The 18,256-nt window shown below is 64.7% G+C and carries 16 protein-coding genes and 1 pseudogene; 9 read left to right on the top strand and 8 right to left on the bottom strand.

Annotated features, from left to right (window positions below; genetic code table 11):
- The 7 genes from IC50_RS01310 to IC50_RS01280 form a co-directional block, all read left to right on the top strand.
- On the top strand, positions 1 to 1,167 hold a 1,167-nt coding region (locus IC50_RS01310; protein ID WP_035699561.1), incomplete at its 5' end, for a tripartite tricarboxylate transporter permease.
- 53 nt (positions 1,168 to 1,220) lie between these two features.
- Positions 1,221 to 2,021 carry an NYN domain-containing protein gene (locus tag IC50_RS01305; protein ID WP_035699558.1) on the top strand — a complete coding sequence of 267 codons (801 nt, stop codon included), beginning with the start codon at positions 1,221 to 1,223 and terminating at the stop codon, positions 2,019 to 2,021.
- A gap of 84 nt (positions 2,022 to 2,105) precedes the next feature.
- On the top strand, positions 2,106 to 3,908 hold the full coding sequence (locus IC50_RS01300; protein ID WP_035699556.1) for an adenine deaminase C-terminal domain-containing protein: 1,803 nt from the start codon (positions 2,106 to 2,108) through the stop codon (positions 3,906 to 3,908).
- Between the two features lie 152 nt (positions 3,909 to 4,060).
- On the top strand, positions 4,061 to 5,851 hold the full coding sequence (gcl, locus tag IC50_RS01295; protein ID WP_035699566.1) for a glyoxylate carboligase: 1,791 nt from the start codon (positions 4,061 to 4,063) through the stop codon (positions 5,849 to 5,851).
- An 11-nt stretch (positions 5,852 to 5,862) separates the two neighbouring features.
- Positions 5,863 to 6,648 (top strand): hydroxypyruvate isomerase, encoded by a 786-nt coding sequence (hyi, locus tag IC50_RS01290; protein ID WP_035699553.1) that lies wholly within the window; start codon positions 5,863 to 5,865, stop codon positions 6,646 to 6,648.
- A 102-nt stretch (positions 6,649 to 6,750) separates the two neighbouring features.
- Positions 6,751 to 7,638 (top strand): 2-hydroxy-3-oxopropionate reductase, encoded by an 888-nt coding sequence (locus IC50_RS01285; protein ID WP_035699551.1) that lies wholly within the window; start codon positions 6,751 to 6,753, stop codon positions 7,636 to 7,638.
- 114 nt (positions 7,639 to 7,752) lie between these two features.
- Positions 7,753 to 8,136 carry a DUF1236 domain-containing protein gene (locus tag IC50_RS01280; RefSeq protein WP_035699550.1) on the top strand — a complete coding sequence of 128 codons (384 nt, stop codon included), beginning with the start codon at positions 7,753 to 7,755 and terminating at the stop codon, positions 8,134 to 8,136.
- Between the two features lie 44 nt (positions 8,137 to 8,180).
- Here IC50_RS01280 and IC50_RS01275 read toward each other — a convergent pair whose 3' ends face one another.
- The 3 genes from IC50_RS01275 to IC50_RS01265 form a co-directional block, all read right to left on the bottom strand.
- On the bottom strand, positions 8,181 to 8,558 hold the full coding sequence (locus IC50_RS01275; RefSeq protein WP_035699548.1) for a VanZ family protein: 378 nt from the start codon (positions 8,556 to 8,558) through the stop codon (positions 8,181 to 8,183).
- Between the two features lie 76 nt (positions 8,559 to 8,634).
- Positions 8,635 to 9,243 (bottom strand): thiamine pyrophosphate-dependent enzyme, encoded by a 609-nt coding sequence (locus IC50_RS01270; protein WP_035699546.1) that lies wholly within the window; start codon positions 9,241 to 9,243, stop codon positions 8,635 to 8,637.
- Positions 9,244 to 9,253: 10 nt separating this feature from the next.
- On the bottom strand, positions 9,254 to 9,820 hold the full coding sequence (locus IC50_RS01265; RefSeq protein ID WP_035699544.1) for a thiamine pyrophosphate-binding protein: 567 nt from the start codon (positions 9,818 to 9,820) through the stop codon (positions 9,254 to 9,256).
- Between the two features lie 258 nt (positions 9,821 to 10,078).
- On the opposite strand from IC50_RS01265, the gene IC50_RS01260 reads away from it, so the two are divergent.
- Together IC50_RS01260 and IC50_RS01255 are read left to right on the top strand one after the other, a co-directional pair.
- Positions 10,079 to 11,128 carry a hydroxyacid dehydrogenase gene (locus tag IC50_RS01260; protein WP_035699542.1) on the top strand — a complete coding sequence of 350 codons (1,050 nt, stop codon included), beginning with the start codon at positions 10,079 to 10,081 and terminating at the stop codon, positions 11,126 to 11,128.
- 117 nt (positions 11,129 to 11,245) lie between these two features.
- The gene (locus tag IC50_RS01255; protein ID WP_035699540.1) at positions 11,246 to 11,458 is read left to right on the top strand and encodes a hypothetical protein; all 213 of its coding nucleotides are present in this window, start codon (positions 11,246 to 11,248) and stop codon (positions 11,456 to 11,458) included.
- Between the two features lie 3 nt (positions 11,459 to 11,461).
- On the opposite strand, the gene IC50_RS01250 is transcribed toward IC50_RS01255, so the two are convergent.
- The 5 genes and pseudogenes from IC50_RS01250 to IC50_RS01230 form a co-directional block, all read right to left on the bottom strand.
- Complete coding sequence (locus IC50_RS01250; RefSeq protein WP_035699537.1) at positions 11,462 to 12,037, bottom strand: GNAT family N-acetyltransferase; 576 nt, start codon at positions 12,035 to 12,037, stop codon at positions 11,462 to 11,464.
- A gap of 6 nt (positions 12,038 to 12,043) precedes the next feature.
- Positions 12,044 to 14,402 (bottom strand): annotated as a pseudogene (locus IC50_RS01245) (Orn/Lys/Arg decarboxylase N-terminal domain-containing protein).
- Positions 14,403 to 14,501: 99 nt separating this feature from the next.
- Positions 14,502 to 16,694: a xanthine dehydrogenase family protein molybdopterin-binding subunit gene (locus IC50_RS01240; RefSeq protein ID WP_035699536.1), complete on the bottom strand. Its 2,193-nt coding sequence runs from the start codon at positions 16,692 to 16,694 to the stop codon at positions 14,502 to 14,504.
- A gap of 7 nt (positions 16,695 to 16,701) precedes the next feature.
- Positions 16,702 to 17,718, bottom strand: coding sequence for an FAD binding domain-containing protein (locus tag IC50_RS01235; protein WP_035699534.1), 1,017 nt, complete (start codon positions 17,716 to 17,718; stop codon positions 16,702 to 16,704).
- Positions 17,715 to 18,206, bottom strand: coding sequence for a (2Fe-2S)-binding protein (locus IC50_RS01230; protein WP_035699532.1), 492 nt, complete (start codon positions 18,204 to 18,206; stop codon positions 17,715 to 17,717). The genes IC50_RS01235 and IC50_RS01230 overlap by 4 nt, the downstream gene beginning before the upstream one ends.
- Positions 18,207 to 18,256: the final 50 nt, after the last annotated feature.

The raw sequence follows: 18,256 nt of genomic DNA, 5'->3' as shown, positions 1-18,256 counted from the left end.
CCCCCCCCCATCGGCTCCTTCGTCGCCGGCACCATCGCCACCATCGGACTGGCCTTCCTCGCGCCATGGCTGGTCGATTTCGCCGTGCGCTTCGGCCCCGAGGATTATTTCGCGCTGATGTGCGTCGCCTTCGTCACGGTGTCGGCCACGTTCGGAGATTCCCCGGTCCGCGGCCTGACCAGCCTGTTCATCGGCCTGACGCTGGGACTCGTCGGGATCGACAAGCTCACGGGACAGGCGCGGCTTGCGTTCGGCGTCCCCGAACTGCTCGACGGCGTCGAGGTGACGACGCTGGCGGTCGGGCTGTTCGCGGTGGGCGAGGCGCTCTACGTCGCATCCCGCCGCCACCACACCGAGGAGAAGCTCGAACCGGTGCGCGGCTCGCTGTGGATGACCAAGGAAGACTGGAAGCGCTCGTGGAAGCCGTGGCTGCGCGGCACGATGTTCGGCTTCCCGATCGGCGCACTGCCTGCGGGCGGCGCGGAAATTCCGACCTTCCTGTCCTACTCGACCGAGAAGCGTCTCACCAAATATCCGGACGAGTTCGGCAAGGGCGCGATCGAAGGTGTCGCCGGACCGGAAGCCGCCAACAACGCCTCCGCGGCCGGCACGCTGGTGCCGCTGCTGACGCTGGGGCTGCCGACCTCGGCCACGGCCGCGATGATGCTGGCGGGCTTCCAGCAATACGGCCTCAACCCCGGGCCGCTGTTGTTCGCCGAACGGCCCGACCTCGTCTGGGGCCTGATCGCGAGTCTCTTCATCGCCAATTGCATGCTGCTGGTGCTCAATCTGCCGCTGGTCGGCCTGTGGGTGCGGCTGCTGGCGATCCCGCAGCCCTGGCTCTATGCCGGCATCCTGGTGTTCGCGACCATGGGCACCATCGCGGCAAAGCCGTCCGTGGTCGAATTGTCGATGCTGGCCGGTTTCGGCGTGCTCGGCTTCCTGATGCGCCGGTTCGATTTCCCGATCGCGCCCGTCGTGGTCGGCCTGATCCTCGGCCCGATCGCCGAGAGCCAGCTGCGCCGCGCGCTCGCGATCAGCCTCGGCGATCCCATGGCGCTGCTGCAAAGTCCGATCTCGGCGACGCTGCTTGGCATCGCGCTGATCGCGCTGCTGGCGCCCTTCGTGATGAAGGGGCTCGGCCGCTTCAAGGCGAGCGAGGATTAGCCGTTAAGACGCACGCATGTTCTAATGCCGCGTCCATCCCGTGGAGAAATGCCATGCCGTCGGAACTTCGCTCGCCCCGTCTGGCCGTCCTGATCGACGCCGACAATGCCTCTGCGAAGATCGCGGATGGACTTTTCGAGGAGATTGCCAAGATCGGCGAGGCCAGCGTCCGACGCATCTACGGCGACTTCTCCAATGCGCGTTCCAGGGGCTGGGCTGACATCCTGTCGAAGCACGCCATCATCCCGCAACAGCAATTCGCTTATACGACGGGAAAGAATGCGTCCGACATAACGCTGGTCATCGACGCGATGGACCTGCTTCACAGCGGCCGGTTCGACGGCTTCTGCCTGGTGTCTTCCGACAGCGATTTTACCCGTCTCGCCGCCCGCATCCGGGAGCAGGGCGTCGACGTCTTCGGGTTCGGCGAGCAGAAGACGCCGGAAAGCTTCCGGCAGGCCTGCCGAAGGTTCGTCTACACCGAGAACCTGCTTGCCGCCCCGGCGAACACCCAGGATGCCGCCTCGAGGTCGCCGCCGCTTCAGCCGCCCGATGCCGCCACGCCCATCATCAAGAAAGTGATCACCCAGATGGAGAGCGAGGACGGCTGGGTCGCGCTCGGCGAAGTCGGACGGCAACTCGCCAATCTGGCTTCGGATTTCGATCCGAGGACGTTCGGCTTCCGCAAGTTGAGCGACCTCGTGCGAAAGACGAATGCGTTCGAGATCGATGAGCCCAAAGGCCGGTCGATGCGCATTCGGGTCAAGCCCACTGCCGCACCGCCGAGGCGAAGGCGGAACCCGCGCAGGCCTTCGGGCGCGGGGGCGGCAGCTGTTTCGGCGCCGAAGACGTAAGTAGGTCCTGCCGCTATATTTGAGCTTGCCCGGGTGGGACCGGGCGTAACCATCGCTCGGCCGTAACGTCACCAGAGAGCGCCGATGACCAAACTCACCCGTTTCGCCGTCGCGCCACTGCACAGCATGACGCGGCGCCTCGCGGACGTCGCCTCGGAGCGCGTCGTGCCGGATCTCGTCGTCACGGGGGCGCGCGTGCTCTCGACCTATTCCGAGCGTATCCATCCGGGGCGGGAGGTCTGGATCTCCGGCGGCCGCATCGCGGCGGTGAAGCCGAGCGGTACAGCGAAGAAGGCCTGGAGCGAGGTGCCGCTCTACGACGCAGCCGGCGGCATCATTGCGCCGGGCCTCGTCGATCCGCACATCCACATCGAATCCTCGATGGTGACGGCCTGCGCCTATGCGGAGGCAGCGCTGCTCAACGGCACCACCACGATCTTCTGCGACAGCCATGAGATCGGCAACGTCATGGACGTCGCCGGCGTCGAGGCGATGCTGGAGGACGCGCGCGAGGCGCCGCTGTCGATCTTCTTGACGGTGCCGAGCACGGTGCCGGCGACGTCGGCGGAACTGGAAACCGCGGGCGGCGATCTCACGCCGGACAAGATCGCCGGCCTGTTCGACCGCTGGCCCGAAGCGGTGGCGCTTGGCGAGAAGATGGATTTTGTGCCTGTCACGATGGGTGACGAGCGCAGCCATGCCATCCTCGCCGCGGCCCTGAAGCGCGGGCGTCCGGTGTCCGGTCATGTCTATGGCCGCGAGTTCGTCGCCGCCTATGCGGCGAGCGGCGTCACCGATACGCACGAGGCGATCGACCGGGATATTGCTGACGATCTGCTCGACGCCGGCGTCTGGGTGTTCCTCCGCGGCGGCCCGCCCACGACGCCCTGGCATTCGCTGCCGCAGGCGATCCGCACCGTGACCGAGCTCGGGGCCTCGCACAAGCGCACGGCGGTCTGCACAGATGATCGCGATGCCGACGATCTGCTGCTGTTCGGTCTCGACTGGGTGGTGCGCGAGGCGGTGAAGGCGGGGATGTCGCCGGAGCAGGCCTGGTCGATGGGCTCGCTTCATGGCGCAACACGTTTCGGTATGGACGGCGATGTCGGCGGGCTCGGCGGCGGCCGCCGCGCCGATCTCGTGCTGATGGACGACCAGCTCAAGCCGCAATGCACCTGGTATGGCGGCGAGCTCTTGGTCGAGCAGTGCAAGATCACGCCTCGGCTCGATCAGGCCTTGTCGCAGCGCTACCAATATCCGAGGGCCGCCTACGCCACGGTGAAGCTTCCGGAAGAACTGAGGCTGACGCCGGAGCTGCCGGTGAAAGCCTGCACCGTCAACGCGATCAAGACCGCGTTGCCCGGCATCACACTGATCCATGAGAAGGTCGCGATCGAACCGGCCAAGGACTGGCCCTCGCTGTTCGCGCGCTACGGCCTCTGCTTCGTCTCGGTGGTCGAGCGTCACGGCAAATCCGCCGGCAACGTCGCCTATGGCCTCCTCAAGGATTTTGGCCTGAAGCGCGGCGCGGTCGCTTCCAGCGTCGGGCACGACAGCCACAACCTCATTGTCGCCGGCACCAACGAGGGCGATATGCAGGTCGCCATCGCCGCGATCAAGGAGCGGCAGGGCGGCGTCTGCGTCGTCGCCGAAGGCAAGGTGAGGGCGCTGGTTCCGCTGCCCATTGCCGGGCTGCTCTCCGACAAGCGCGTCACCGACGTAGCGGAAGAAGTGAAGGTGCTGAAGAAGGAATGGACGGAAGCCGGCTGCACCATCCCCTACATGGGCTTCAATTTGATTCCGCTATCGGTCATTCCGGAAATTCGCATCACCGACAAGGGCCTCGTGCTGGTGCCGCAGATGGAGCTGGCACCGCTGTTCGAGTGATCCGCTTTCAGGTGTTCCTCGATATAACCGATTGAGACCGCTGCGATTTTCTCGTGGCTGCCGCATCGTGGAAAATAAAATCGATCTCGTTGAGATTGGCTTCTGCGCACCTGATGATCTCGCTCGCTGACTTGAACCAAGCGAGGTCCGATATGGCGAAGATGCGAGCCGTCGATGCTGCCGTGCGTATCCTGGAAAAGGAAGGTATCTCGACCGCCTTCGGCGTTCCCGGGGCTGCGATCAATCCGCTTTATTCGGCGCTGAGGAAGCGCGGCTCGATCCGCCACATCCTGGCGCGGCATGTCGAGGGCGCCTCGCACATGGCAGAAGGATATACGCGGGCCAAGGCCGGCAATATCGGGGTCTGTATCGGCACCTCCGGGCCGGCCGGCACCGACATGATCACCGGGCTCTACTCGGCGATCGCAGATTCCATTCCGATCCTCTGCATCACGGGGCAAGCGCCGCGCGCGCGTCTCTACAAGGAGGATTTCCAGGCGGTCGATATCGAATCGATCGCAAAGCCGGTGACCAAATGGGCGGTGACGGTGCGCGAGCCGGCGCTGGTGCCGCGCGTGTTCAGCCAGGCGTTTCACGTGATGCGCTCAGGGAGGCCGGGGCCGGTGCTGATCGACATGCCGCTCGACGTGCAGCTGGCCGAAATCGAGTTCGACGACGAGACCTATGAGCCGCTGCCGGTCTACAAGCCGACCGCGACGCGCAAGCAGGTCGAGAAGGCGATGGAGATGCTCAACGCCGCCGAGCGTCCGCTGATCGTTGCGGGCGGTGGCATCATCAACGCCGACGCTTCGGACCTTCTGGTCGAATTCGCCGAGATCGCCAACGTGCCTGTCGTACCGACGCTTATGGGTTGGGGTGCTATTCCCGACGACCACGTGCTGATGGCGGGCATGGTCGGTCTCCAGACCAGCCATCGCTACGGCAACGCAACTCTGCTGGAGTCCGACTTCGTGCTCGGTATCGGCAACCGCTGGGCCAATCGTCATACAGGCTCGGTCGAAACCTACACCAAGGGTCGCAAATTCGTTCACGTGGACATCGAGCCGACCCAGATCGGGCGCGTGTTCAATCCCGACCTCGGCATCGTCTCGGACGCGAAGGCTGCACTCGAGCTGTTCGTCACCGTCGCCAGGGAGTGGCGCCGGTCAGGCAGGCTCCGCGAGCGCCAGGCGTGGCCCGCGGCCTGCCGCGACCGCAAGAGGACGATGTTGCGCAAGAGCCATTTCGACAACGTTCCGATCAAGCCGCAGCGCGTCTACGAGGAGATGAACAAGGCGTTCGGTCGCGACACCACTTATGTCAGCGTGATCGGACTGTCGCAGATCGCCGGCGCGCAGTTCCTCGGCGTCTACAAGCCGCGCAATTGGATCAATGCCGGGCAGGCGGGTCCGCTCGGCTGGACGCTGCCCGCCGCGCTCGGCGTGCGTGCCGCATGCCCCGATCGCGAGATCGTCGCGCTCTCAGGCGACTACGACTTCCAGTTCCTGATCGAGGAGCTCGCGGTGGGGGCGCAGTTCAATCTGCCCTACATCCACGTCGTCGTGAACAATTCCTATCTCGGCCTGATCCGTCAGGCCCAGCGCGGCTTCGACATGGACTATCATGTGCAGCTTTCCTTCGAGAACATCAACGCGCCCGAGATCGGCGTCTACGGTGTCGACCATGTCGCGGTCGCCGAAGGCCTCGGCTGCAAGGCGATCCGCGTCACCGACCCGAAGGACACGCAGGCCGCGTTCGCCACCGCGCGTGAGTTGATGACCAGGCACCGCGTTCCCGTGGTGGTCGAGTTCATCCTCGAACGCGTCACCAACATCGCGATGGGCACGGAGATCGACAACATCGTCGAGTTCGAGGAGGTGCTTGATCTGCCGCTCGACGAGGGTGGGACAGTCAGGCCCGGCGTGCTGCAGCCGGCGGAATAGGAGATAGCATCATGCCGAGATTCGCCGCAAACCTCACCATGCTCTTCAACGAGATGCCGTTCCTCGACCGCTTTGCCGCGGCGAAGGCGGCGGGCTTTGCCGGGGTCGAATATCTCTTCCCCTATGATTTCGATAAGGCGCAGCTGCGCGAGCAACTCGAAGCCCATGGGCTGACGCAGGTGCTGCACAATCTGCCGGCCGGAAACTGGGCGGCAGGCGAGCGCGGCATCGCGATCCTGCCTGACCGCACCGCCGAATTCCGCGACGGCGTGTTCCGAGCCATCGAATACGCCAAGGCGCTCGATTGCGAGCAGCTCAATTGTCTCGTGGGCATCGCGCCTGCCGACGCCGATCCGCGCGAGCTCAACGAAACGCTGGTTGGTAACCTCCGCTTCGCTGCGTCGACGTTGGCGCGGGAGAAGATCAGGCTGCTTGTCGAGCCGATCAACACGCTCGACATTCCCGGCTTTTTCCTCAACGGTACCGAGCAGGCGGTGCAGCTGATCTCGGAGGTACGGTCGAACAATTTGTTCGTCCAATACGATATCTATCACATGCAGATCATGGAGGGCGATCTCGCCCGCACCATGCAGGAATATCTGCCGGAGATCGCCCATATCCAGCTCGCCGACAATCCCGGCCGGCACGAGCCCGGCACCGGCGAGATCAACTATCCCTTCCTGTTCCGCCACCTCGACGCAATCGGCTATCGCGGCTGGATCGGCTGCGAATACAAGCCGCGCACCACGACGCTGGAAGGGCTTTCGTGGCATGCGGCGCAGACGTTCGAGACGTGAGAGCGCGGCCACGGCGACGGTGCGCTCCCTCTCCCGCTTGCGGGAGAGGTGCACCGAGCGTGCGGATGAAATTTCGCTAATCCAACTGAGAGAAAGTCAGACATGACCAACATCGGGTTCATCGGACTTGGCACCATGGGACGGCCGATGGCCGGCCATCTCCTGGCGGCAGGCCATCGCGTTTTCCTGCATGATGTCGCGCCGGTCGCGCCGGCGCTGATCGCGGCCGGCGGCATTCCATGCAAGTCCAGCAAGCAGGTCGCGGAGGAGGCGGATGCCGTCATCATCATGGTGCCGGACACACCGCATGTCGAAGCCGTGCTGTTCGGCACGGACGGGGTCGCGAGCGGCATTTCCAGGGGCAAGATCGTCGTCGACATGAGCTCAATCTCGCCGCTGGCCACGAAGGAATTCGCCAAGAAGATCGAGGCGCTCGGCGCCGACTATCTCGATGCGCCGGTGTCGGGTGGGGAGGTCGGCGCCAAGGCGGCGAGCCTCACCATCATGGTCGGCGGGCCGGAGCGGGCTTTTGGCGCCATGAAGCCGATCTTCGACAAGATGGGCAAGAATGTCACGCATGTCGGTGCCAATGGCGATGGTCAGACAACGAAGGTTGCCAACCAGATCATCGTTGCGCTGACGATCGAGGCGGTGAGCGAAGCGCTTCTGTTTGCATCCAAGGCTGGTGCGGACCCAGCGCTGGTGCGCAAGGCGCTGATGGGCGGCTTTGCCTCGTCGCGGATTCTCGAAGTGCATGGCGAGCGCATGGTGAAGCGCAACTTCGATCCGGGATTCCGCATCGAGCTGCACCAGAAGGATCTCCACCTCGCGCTCGAAGGCGCGCGCACGCTTGGCCTGTCGCTGCCGAGCACGGCGGTGGCCCAGCAATTGTTCTCGGCCTGCACCGCACATGGTGGCCAGGCCTGGGATCATTCGGGGATGGTGCGGGCGCTGGAACTGATGGCGGGCCACGAGATCGCCGCAGCCTGAACTGTTACGCCGTAACAGTCTCCAGATCTGGCGTGTCTTTCGCCACGGGGGAACCGGAACAACGGTCCGGCCCCGCGGTTGAAGGCGAATAGCAATCACTGGAGACATGAGGACATGAAGACCCGTTTTGCGATTTCGTTGGCTGCCGCGTCTCTGCTGGCGTCGAGTGCAGCCTTTGCTCAGTCGACGACCGAACAGGGCGCCAGGGACGGCGCGCGCGCGGGCGGCGACATCGGTGGCCCGATCGGCGCCATGGTCGGTGGCACTGTCGGCGCGGCCGTCGGCGCCGGCCTGGAAATTCCGAACGCCGTGCTGGGCGGAATCCCGCGCGACGATTCCGTGGTGATTCACGAGCGCGTCGTGGTTGGCGAGCCGCTGCCGCCCACCGTGGTGCTGCGCCCCGTGCCGAACTACACGCAATATCGCTATGCGGTCGTGAACGATCGCCGCGTGATCGTCGAGCCGCGCACGCGCCGCGTGGTCAAGATCATCGACTGATCGGTGCTAACCTATGCGTTGAGAAGATGGGCCCTGCGGGGGTGTTACTCCGCGGGGCCTTCGCTTGTCACGGCGGAGCCTGCGCGAAAGCGCGTGAGCAGCCAATCGGTCGCGGCCGCGAGCGCAAAGCCGATGCAGGCGGTGAGCGCGTCGACGAGGAAATCCTCGAGCCTGGCGTGGCGTCCCGGTGCCCAAAATTGCATCAGTTCGAGCACGCCGATCAGGACCACCGCGGCCGCTGCGCTCAGCAGGCGCCGGCGCGGATAGGCGAGGCCGAAGGCCAATCCCACCAGAATGAAGGCGAGCGCATGTTCGCCGTCCTGACCGAGGTCGGAATGGGGACGAAGGCCGGGGGGACCTAGAGTGGCGAAAGTGACGGCGGCCGCGAGCAGCCAGGCAAAGGAACGAATGAAAATGGACATCCGGACCGCTTAGCACGGATCTGGCGGGGTTGTCGCGAGGTCGGTATCAGATCGCCGTGTAGTTAATGACAAAATGTTAAAGTGGCTCGCGCACGCCGAGGCCGTGCATGAAGCGTTCCCGGATCTGCACGGGGTCGCGGCGGGTGGTGCCCACGCCCGGCTTGTCGTCGATCCGGACCGCGATCAGGCCCGGCTCGCTGGCAGCCATCGCATCGTCGACCAGCCGCTCGAAATCCTCCTCGTCCGCGGCCCAGGCGCTGTTGGCAAGGCCGGAGCCGATGGCGATGGCGACGATGTCGGCGACGTTCGCTGCCGGTGTCGGCTGCGCGCCGGTGATCTGGTAGATGCCGTTGTCCATCACGATCATCGTCAGGTTTTTCGGCTTCAGGGCTGCAATCGTCGACAGCGCGCCGAGCTGCATCAGCAGCGAGCCGTCGCCTTCGAGTGCGAAGACGCGGCGACCGGGCTGCGCCAGCGCCACGCCGAGCGCGATCGGAAATGCGAGCCCCATGCTGCCCAGCATGTAGAAATTCTGCGGGCGGTGGCCGGCCGCCCAGAGATCGAAATTGGTGTTGCCGATGCCGCCGATCACGGCTTCCTCGCTTCCGAGCTTCGCGATCAGGCGAGAAGTGACGTCGAACCGGTTCATCACCTTGGTATTGCGCGCGTTCAAGTCAATATTCATTTGACCGGCCTCACTTGTCGAAGACCTTGCCGCCGGTGAGCAGCGGGTTGAGGATCAGCGCGACCGGCGCCTGGGTGGTGACGGCCTGCTTGATCGAGCGGTCGGCGATGAATTCGAGCTCGTCGAGCCGGGTGATGGTGTGGTGCTCCAGCGCCAGCGAATCCAGCACCGGGCGCATGGTGCGGCAGACCAGCGACTGGCCGTAGTTGAACTCGCCGAGCGTGCCGCGCTCGGACACGAACATGATCAGCGGGATCTGGTACGGCACCGCGAGCGAGGCCAGCACGTTGGCCAGCGTGGCAAAGCCGGAAGTCTGCATCAGCGCCGCGCCGCGCCGTCCGCCCATCCACGCGCCGGAGACGATGCCGACGGCCTCTTCCTCTCGGGCCGTGGCAAAAGTGGTGAAGAAGGGATCGGCGTGCAGGTTCTTGATCAGCGGCGTCAGAACGCGGTCGGGCACGTAAGGGATGAGGCTGATCTCGTTCCGCTTCAACGTTTGCAGGACGATCCCGTGCCAGCTCCTGTCGCCGGAGCCTTGAGCCGCCTGGGGCGACGCCTGCTGTTCCGCAATCGCCATTGCGATCTCCCTTGGCGTATTTTTATGGGCCGCTGCACGCCTATTGGTGTTCGGGCGCGCCGCGGCGGTTCGCCGAACTTGACGCAGGCAGCGGGATTGTCAACATGTCCGGGGCGGCACCGTGATCTGCGCCAGAAGGCCTGCCGTGGCTGGCCTCGCCATGTCATAATGCGACAACGAAAAAACGGGGAGGAAGCACAAGAGGAGCGCATCGCGCCACCTTGCCGGGCTCCCTCGCGAGCGAGCCGGAAGGTCCTAATGTCCGTCAACAGCAAGCGCGTCTTCTACGTCAAATACCTGGCCAACCCGATCTATATCGACATCCTGAAGGCGCGGCCCGACGTTCGGCTCGATCGGATCGAGAACGAGAGCCCTGAGGATTTCTATGCGCCGATCCTGGACGCGGCCCATGTCTACCAGATCGGCGCGGCCCGTGACGAGCTGGCGCCGCATTTCCACGTCGATGCCGTCTTCCTGAAGCGGACGCCGAATTTGCTGCTTGTCTCCAGCAATGGCGCAGGCTTCGACCCGGTCGACGTCGAGGCCTGCACGGCCGCCGGCGTCGTGGTCGTCAACCAGTCCGGCGGCAACGCCCACTCGGTTGCCGAGCATGCGCTCGCGATGATGTTGACGCTGTCCAAGCGCATTATCCAGTCGGATCGCCGCTTGCGCCGCGAGCGCGACGTCAACCGCAACGAACTCGTCGGCAACGAGGTCGAGCACAAGACCGTCGGGATCATCGGCCTCGGCAATGTCGGCCGGCGCATCGCCGCGCTATGCAAGGGCCTGCTCGGCATGAAGGTGCTGGCCTATGATCCATACCTCACCGCGGAGGTGATGGCCGAGCGGGGCGGAGAGAAGGTCGAACTCGACGAGCTGCTGCGCCGCGCCGATTTCGTCTCGATCTCCTGCCCGCTGAACAAGGGCAGCCGCAACATGATCAGCGTACGCGAATTCGCGCTGATGCAACCGCATGCCTATTTCATCACCACGGCGCGCGGCTTCATCCACGACGAGGACGCGTTGCTGCAGGCGCTGCGCGACAGGCGTATCGCGGGCGCGGGCCTCGACGTCTGGTCCAAGGAGCCGCCCCCGCCGGAGCATCCGTTGCTCCAGTTCGACAACGTGCTGGCGAGCCCGCATACCGCGGGAGTGACGGTCGAGGCGCGCCAGAACATGGGCCGGATCGCCGCCGAGCAGGTGCTGGAGACGCTCGACGGCAAGCGCCCGCCGCGCATCATCAATCCCGAGGTCTGGCCGCGTTATGCAGAGCGCTTCAAGCAGGCATTCGGGGTGACGCCGGGGTAGCGACGGCCGGAACCCATGGTGGAGAATCACCCTACCGACCTTGATCCGCGTCAAAATCTCCTTCCCCGGGCTGACCTAAATGGGACTAGAGTGCCGCCGGGGCAGTTGGGAGGTCCCATGTCTACCTATGTTGTCAAGTTCATGAAGGACGTGCTCGGCGAATGCGGTCGGCAGAGCGAGGTTTGCCAGGGTACGCTCGAGATCGACGCCGCCGACGAGGATGAGGCCAGGGAGCGGGCGAAAGCAAGATTCTGCAAGGACCAGGCATTGCATCACTGGTCGCTGCATGCCGACCGCATCCATGTCAGACCGGCTGACTTTCCGTCCTAAGGCCTACCGGCCAGGTGTCGTGACGGGGGGAGGTGTTGTCGCGCCTGCGCCGAGTGATCGCTGCACCATCACGGTGTCGGACCAGCGGCCGTGGCGATAGGCGACGCCGCAGAGTAGACCGGCGCGCGCGAAGTCGAACCTCTCGTGCAGCGCCAGCGAGGGGGCGTTGTCAGCGTCGATATAACCGATCATCTGACGGAAGCCGGCTGCCGCACAGGCATCGATCAATTCCTGGAGCAATAGACGTCCGACTCCGCGGCCGAGATGCGCGTGGTGGACGTAGATCGAGTGCTTGGCCGTGTAGCGATAGGCCGGGCGCTTGCGGAACAGCACGGCATAGGCATAGCCGACGATCTCGCCGCGATAGGTCGCGACCAGATGGGGCAGGCGGGTCTGCTTGAGGTTCTTGCGCCGGTCGCGCAGATCGTCCGGCTCCGGCGCACCGGTGCCCTCGACATCGCGCGGCACGCCATTGCGGACGTGATGGCGGTAGATCGCCAGCATCGCCTCGACATCGCTTTCGCGTGACGGCCTGACCAGGACGGGTTCGTCACTTCCGCGCGCAGCTGTTTCGTTCATCGGCACCTACTCGGCAACGACGTAAGTATAAAGCCCGATGCGGCCGTTGGCGTCGATCTCCTTGTAGACGCCCTGGATCTCGACGTCGAAGCCCGGGAAGGTGTTGAAGCAAGTCTCGAACATCTTGAGATAGTCGATCATGGGCTTGGCCCGTTCCGTCAGCCGCTCGCCGGGCACGATGGTGGCGATGCCGGGCGGATAGACCACGAAGGGCGTGGTGGCGATGCGGCCGGCGATCGCCTCGATCGGCAGGTAGTCGACGTCGTTGCGGAACAAATAGCGCGCGGCATCGCGGGGCGACATCGCGATCTCGGGCATGTGCTCGGCCATGAACTGCCGGGCCTGGAGCGCGCTGACGTCGGCGCTGCGGAAGAAGCGGTGCATGTCGCCGCAGAGATCGCGCAGGCGTACGCCTGCGTAGCGCGCCTGCCGCCGCTGTTGGAATTCCGGGATCGCGTCGGCCAGCAGCGCATTGTCGTCATGCAGCCTCTTGAACGCGACGAGGCCGGAGATCAGCGTGCCGGCCTTGCTCGCCTCGACGCCGGGCGTGAGCAGGAAGAGCAGGGAGTTGAGGTCGTTCTTCTCGGGGACGATGCGGTTTTCGCGCAAATACTGCGCGACGACCGGGGCGGGGATGCCGTGCTCGGCATAAGCGCCGGTGGCGCGGTCGAAGCCGGGCGTGAGCAAGGTCAGCTTGTTCGGATCCGTCATGGCAAAGCCTTCGGCGAGGCCGGGGAAGCCATGCCAGATGCTGTCGGGGGAGAGCTGCCACACCGCGGGATTGGTGGCCAACTCGTCGGTGGACAGCGTTTCCCAGGCGACGTCGTGCGCGGCGCCGGGGCGGCTGACATCGGGAATGGCGATGCGGTCGGGAACGAAGGGTTCGAAGAACCAGCGCCGGTCCGGGTTCTGCTCCTTCTCCTCGAACTCCCGGCGCATCGCGCGGATTTTCTTGCGCAGCTCGATGCCGAGGCGGATCGTGTCGTCCCACAGCACTTCGCCGGAGCGGCCCTTCATCATCTGTGCGCCGACGTCGAGGGAGGCGAACAGCGGATAGAAGGGGGACGTTGATGCGTGCTGCATGAAACTTTCGTTGAAGCGGCGGTGCTCGACGCGCCGCTTCTGGCCGCGGATGTGACGATCCTTGATGTGGATCTGGGAGGCCTGCGAGAAGCTCGCCAGTTGTTTGTGTGTCGACTGGGTCGCGATGATGCCGGGGGCCTCTGGAGGAAGATTGGCCAGGCCCATGGCAAAGCGGCCGGCATAGAGTGGGTGGAATTTCATGAAGCCGGCCCAGGCCTCGTCGAACAGGATGTAGTCGCAGAGATGGCCGATGCGTTTCAGGATCATCTCGGCGCTGTGGATCGAGCCGTCATAGGTGCACTGCTCGACGACGGCGACGCGGAACGGCCGCTCCTTGCGCCAGGCGTCGCGATCCCTGAGCATCGGATGGTTGCGGATCGCCTCGCGCAGGACCTTCTCATCGAGCATGTCCCAGCGCATCGGGCCGATCAGGCCCCACGCATTGCGGACGGTCGGGACGTAGATGGGGACGCCGCCATTGATCATCAGAGCGCCGTGATGGGCGGCCTTGTGGTTGTTGCGGTCGAACAGCACGAGATCGCCGTCGGTGACGAGGGCGCCGAGCGCGACCTTGTTCGAGGTGGAGGTGCCCGTTGAGCACGAAATAGGTCTTTTCCGCACCGAAGATCTGCGCCGCCTCCTTCTGCGCCTTCAGCGCCGGGCCCTCATGGGTGAGAAGGTCGCCGAGATCGAGGACGGAATTGTCGAGGTCGTCGCGGAACACGGACTCGCCGAGATGCTCGACGAACACGCGCCCGATCGGGCTGCGATTGTAGAACACGCCGCCATTGTGGCCCGGACAGGTCCAGAGCTGGTTGCCTTCCTCGGCATAATCGACCAGTGCGCCGAAGAACGGCGTCTTCAGCGTCTCGGCATATTGCTTGAGACGGCTGATCAGGTTCTTGGCAATGAAGGTCGGCGTCTCCTCGGACAGGAAGACATAGCCGTCGATGAAATCGAGCACTTCGACCGGCAAATCCTCAAACCGCTTGCGACGGATCAGGAGGATGATCGGGAAGTCGAGACCCCGGCGGCGCATCAGATTGATCAGCGCCGAGGTCTTGCCTTCGAGGCCCTTCTTGCCCCAATCCACCACCATGCAGCCGATGGCGGCGTCGGTCTGCACCGCCATCTCGGCGTCCTCGAGCTTGCGGGCGCGGACCACCTCGAAGCCGGAGCGCTGGATCTCCTCGATGATCTGATTGAAGCGGACGCCTTCGAGATCGTCGGCGTCGAACACAGGTGCGGCGAACAGGAAGTTGAAGCGCTTGAAATAGTCCATGTCGGGTCCCGAATGTGCCGGAGACACAGCTCTCGGCACATTCGATGACAGTTGGATGACAGGCCCGAGTGCCGCAGGACGGTTCGAGTACCCGCGGCCTCAGTCCAGCAGCTTGTCCAGCGTGATCGGGAAGCGCCGGATGCGCTTGCCGGTGGCATGATAGACGGCGTTCGCAATCGCCGCGGGCACGCCGACGATGCCGATTTCGCCGAGACCCTTGATGCCCAGCCTGTTGATCCGGTCGTCGGGCTCATCGACGAAAATGACGTCGATGTCGTGAATGTCGGCGTTCACGGGAATATGGTACTCGGCGATGTTCGCGTTCATGATGCGGCCGAAGCGGTGATCCATCGCCGTCTCCTCGTGCAGCGCCATCCCGATCCCCCAGACCACACCGCCCAGGATCTGGCTGCGGGCGGTCTTGGTGTTCAGGATACGCCCGGCCGCGACCGCACTCACGACCCGCGTGACGCGGATGACGCCCAGCTGCTCGTCGACCTTCACCTCGGCGAAAACCGCCGAATGCGTGTTGCGGGCATGTGATTTATCCTCCGCGAACTGGTTGAGCTTCTCCTTTTCGATCCGCTCGATGTTGCTGTGGCGCATGACATCCGCAATCGAGACGGCAGCTCCGTTCCTGCCGATCATGCCGTCAACCAGGGCGACGTTGGCGGCGTCGAGGTGAGCGAGCGGCGAGTCCGGCATTGCCTTGGCGAGACGTGCGAGCTCCTGGCGAATGTCTTCAGCCGCTCCCAACACGGCATGCGCGCTGGACGCAGCCATCCAGGAGCCGCCCTCGACGGGGGCTTGCGGCAAGGCCGAGTCGGCGAGCCGGACGCTGATGTTCTCGATCGGCAGCCCGAGGGCGTCGGCCGCTACCTGCGCCACGATGGTGTACGTCCCGGTGCCGATATCGGACGCGGCGCAGGAGACCTCGGCATGGCCGTTCGACGTCAACACGATGCGGACGGCGACCGGCATCTGCAGCGCCTCCCACACCCCTGTCGCCATGCCCCAGCCGACCAGCTCCTTGCCGTCGCGCATGGAGCGCGGCGCGGGGGTGCGTCGGGCCCAGCCGAAGGCTTCCGCGCCGCGGGCGTAGCATTCGCGCAATTGCTTGCTGGTGTAGGGGAGGTCTTCGCTCTGGTCCCGATCCGAGTAGCACTTCAGCCGCAGCTCGATCGGATCGAGCTTCAGCGCGACGGCCAGTTCGTCCATGGCGCATTCGAGCGCGCAGACTCCCGATGCCGCGCCCGGCGCGCGCATGTCGCAGGGCGTCGAGACGTCGAGATCGACCAGCTTGTGGGAAAAGTGGCTGTTGGGGCTCTTGTAGAGCTGTTCGGCCCAGCCGGTGTCATTGCGCGAGAAATCCTCGTAGCGTGAGGTCACAGCAACAGCTTCGTGGGTGACGGCGTCAAGCGTGCCGTCGGGCCTTGCCCCGAGTGCGACGTGCTCGATGGTCATCGGCCGATGGCCAAGCCCATACATCTGCCGCCGTGTCAGCACGACGCGGACGGAGCGCTTGAGCGCGAGCGCGGCCAGCGTCGCCAGCACTACCTGATACTGCGGCCGCAGACCGGAACCGAACGCGCCGCCGACAAAGGGCGAGATCACGCGGAGGTCGTCCGGCTTCTTGTCGAATACAGCGCAGAGGAACTTATGCACGTTCTGGACGCCTTGCGTCTTGTCGTAGACCGTGAGCTTGCCGTCGCTTTCCCAGACCGTCGTCGTCGCATAGAGCTCCATCGGATTGTGATGCTCGGTCGGAATGAGGTAGTCCGCCTCGTGCCGCAGGGCTGCGGCCGCGAGCGCTCCTTTGGCGTCGCCGCGGGGCCTGTGCGGCTTGTCCATCTCGCTGGCACTGCCGCGCTCGGCCTCGAGATCGGTTGCAAACCCGTCCTGCTCGTAGTCGACCAGCACCAGTGTTGCGGCGAACTTCGCGGTCTCCCATTCTTCGGCGACGACGAGAGCAATTGGCTGCCCGTTAAATCTGATCAAGTCGTCATATAGCGGCCGGAACGGCGAACCCTCCGGGGCTACCTCGTCCTTCCAGGCTTCGTCCTTGTCGGCGAGCGAAGGGCGATTGGCGTGCGTGAGCACGTCGAGCACTCCGGCCACCTTCAACGCCTCGCTGGTGTCGAGCCGCACGATACGACCGCGCGGTATGGTGGCCTCCACCACGAAACCATGGACCAGGCCGTCGGCGGTGAACTCGCCGGCATACTTCGCGGTTCCGGTGACCTTGGCCCGGCCGTCGACGCGCGACGTTGGTGTTCCGACATAGGCGTTCATCGGATCCTCATGCGATCTTTTTGTGAGATTGTGATTGCGGCGTGGCGCTTGTGGCCTGCATCAGCGTACGCATGATGGCTCGGCGCGCCAGCTCGATCTTGAAGCCATTATGAGAACGAGCAGTTGCTCCCTGCAGCAGCAGGTCGGCGGCGCGCCCGAAATGATCCGGTGTTGCCGCCTGGCCGCGCAATGCCGCTTCGGCCTCGAGGCTTCGCCAGGGCTTGTGAGCCACGCCGCCGAGCGCAAGGCGCGCTTCGCTGACTGCGTTCCCCTCCAGCTCGAGCGCGGCCGCGACCGAGACCAGGGCGAAGGCGTAGGACAGCCGGTCGCGGATCTTCAGATAGCTGTAGTTCCGGGCAAAACCTTGCGGCGGCAACTCGACTGCGGTGATGATCTCGCCGCTGCCGAGATTCGTATCGATGTGAGGCTTGTCGCCAGGAAGCCGATGGAAATCCGTCAGCGCGATGGTGCGATCGCCGGTGCGGCCTGCAATGTGCACGAGCGCGCCGAGCGCGGCCAGCGCCACGCCCATGTCGGATGGACTGGTCGCAATGCAGGATTCGCTGGTGCCGAGGATTGCATGGTTCCGGTTGAGGCCATCGAGTGCCGAGCAGCCCATACCGGGACTTCGCTTGTTGCAAGGCGTCGTCGTGTCATAGAAATAGGGGCAGCGCGTTCGTTGCATCAGATTGCCGCCGACCGAGGCCATGTTCCGCAGTTGCGCGGACGCACCTGCCAGGATGGCGCTGGCGAGCAGGGGATAGCGCTGCTCGATGAGCGGATGGTAGGCGAGATCCGAATTCGGCACCAAGGCGCCGATGCGCAGGCCGCCGTCGGCAGTCTCCTCGATGTCGCGGAGCGGCAGGCGGGAGATGTCGATCAGCCGGGAGGGCCTTTCGACATTCTCCTTCATCAGGTCGATCAGGTTGGTGCCGCCGGCAATCAGCTTCGCGCCAGGATCGGCGGCGAGAAGGCGAATGGCGTCGGCGACGTCGCTTGCGCGGGAATACTGGAAGTTGTTCATGACCGGCTCATTGCCTGTTCGATCGCGGCGACGATGTTGGGGTAGGCGCCGCAGCGGCAGAGATTTCCGCTCATCAGCTCCCGGATCTCGTCGGCATCCCGCGCACGGCCTTCGGCCAACAGGCCCGCGGCAGAGCAAATCTGTCCCGGCGTACAATAGCCGCACTGAAAGGCGTCATGGTCGATGAAGGCCTGTTGCAGGGGATGCAGCGTGCCGTCCTTGGCCAAGCCTTCGATCGTCGTGATCTCAGCGCCATCCTTCATGACGGCGAGGGTCAGGCAGGAATTGACACGTCTTCCGTCGATCAGCACGGTACAGGCGCCGCATTGGCCGTGATCGCAGCCTTTCTTGGTGCCAGTCAACTCCAGGCGGTCACGCAGGGCATCCAGAAGCGTGGTCCACGGCACGACCTCGAGTGTGCGCCTGACGCCGTTGACGACGAGGTTGATCGAAATGCGTTCGGGGATCTGATCCGTGAGATCGGCCATGTTCTGTTCCCTGCGGAAGGCCGAGCTGGCAAAGTCTGGATGCTGACGCG

It is taken from the genome of Bradyrhizobium genomosp. I (2014) (genome assembly GCF_000261685.1).
In the GTDB taxonomy this organism is placed as follows: Bacteria; Pseudomonadota; Alphaproteobacteria; order Rhizobiales; family Xanthobacteraceae; genus Bradyrhizobium.
This window is presented reverse-complemented; position numbering and strand designations above follow the sequence as displayed.

What these genes read in the sequence shown, in the direction of transcription:
- IC50_RS01305 (WP_035699558.1), top strand. Translation starts at nt 1,221, where the DNA reads ATGCCGTCGGAACTTCGCTCGCCCCGTCTGGCCGTCCTGATCGACGCC.
- IC50_RS01300 (WP_035699556.1), top strand. Translation starts at nt 2,106, where the DNA reads ATGACCAAACTCACCCGTTTCGCCGTCGCGCCACTGCACAGCATGACG.
- gcl (WP_035699566.1), top strand. Translation starts at nt 4,061, where the DNA reads ATGGCGAAGATGCGAGCCGTCGATGCTGCCGTGCGTATCCTGGAAAAG.
- hyi (WP_035699553.1), top strand. Translation starts at nt 5,863, where the DNA reads ATGCCGAGATTCGCCGCAAACCTCACCATGCTCTTCAACGAGATGCCG.
- IC50_RS01285 (WP_035699551.1), top strand. Translation starts at nt 6,751, where the DNA reads ATGACCAACATCGGGTTCATCGGACTTGGCACCATGGGACGGCCGATG.
- IC50_RS01280 (WP_035699550.1), top strand. Translation starts at nt 7,753, where the DNA reads ATGAAGACCCGTTTTGCGATTTCGTTGGCTGCCGCGTCTCTGCTGGCG.
- IC50_RS01275 (WP_035699548.1), bottom strand. Translation starts at nt 8,558, where the DNA reads ATGTCCATTTTCATTCGTTCCTTTGCCTGGCTGCTCGCGGCCGCCGTC.
- IC50_RS01270 (WP_035699546.1), bottom strand. Translation starts at nt 9,243, where the DNA reads ATGAATATTGACTTGAACGCGCGCAATACCAAGGTGATGAACCGGTTC.
- IC50_RS01265 (WP_035699544.1), bottom strand. Translation starts at nt 9,820, where the DNA reads ATGGCGATTGCGGAACAGCAGGCGTCGCCCCAGGCGGCTCAAGGCTCC.
- IC50_RS01260 (WP_035699542.1), top strand. Translation starts at nt 10,079, where the DNA reads ATGTCCGTCAACAGCAAGCGCGTCTTCTACGTCAAATACCTGGCCAAC.
- IC50_RS01255 (WP_035699540.1), top strand. Translation starts at nt 11,246, where the DNA reads ATGTCTACCTATGTTGTCAAGTTCATGAAGGACGTGCTCGGCGAATGC.
- IC50_RS01250 (WP_035699537.1), bottom strand. Translation starts at nt 12,037, where the DNA reads ATGAACGAAACAGCTGCGCGCGGAAGTGACGAACCCGTCCTGGTCAGG.
- IC50_RS01240 (WP_035699536.1), bottom strand. Translation starts at nt 16,694, where the DNA reads ATGAACGCCTATGTCGGAACACCAACGTCGCGCGTCGACGGCCGGGCC.
- IC50_RS01235 (WP_035699534.1), bottom strand. Translation starts at nt 17,718, where the DNA reads ATGAACAACTTCCAGTATTCCCGCGCAAGCGACGTCGCCGACGCCATT.
- IC50_RS01230 (WP_035699532.1), bottom strand. Translation starts at nt 18,206, where the DNA reads ATGGCCGATCTCACGGATCAGATCCCCGAACGCATTTCGATCAACCTC.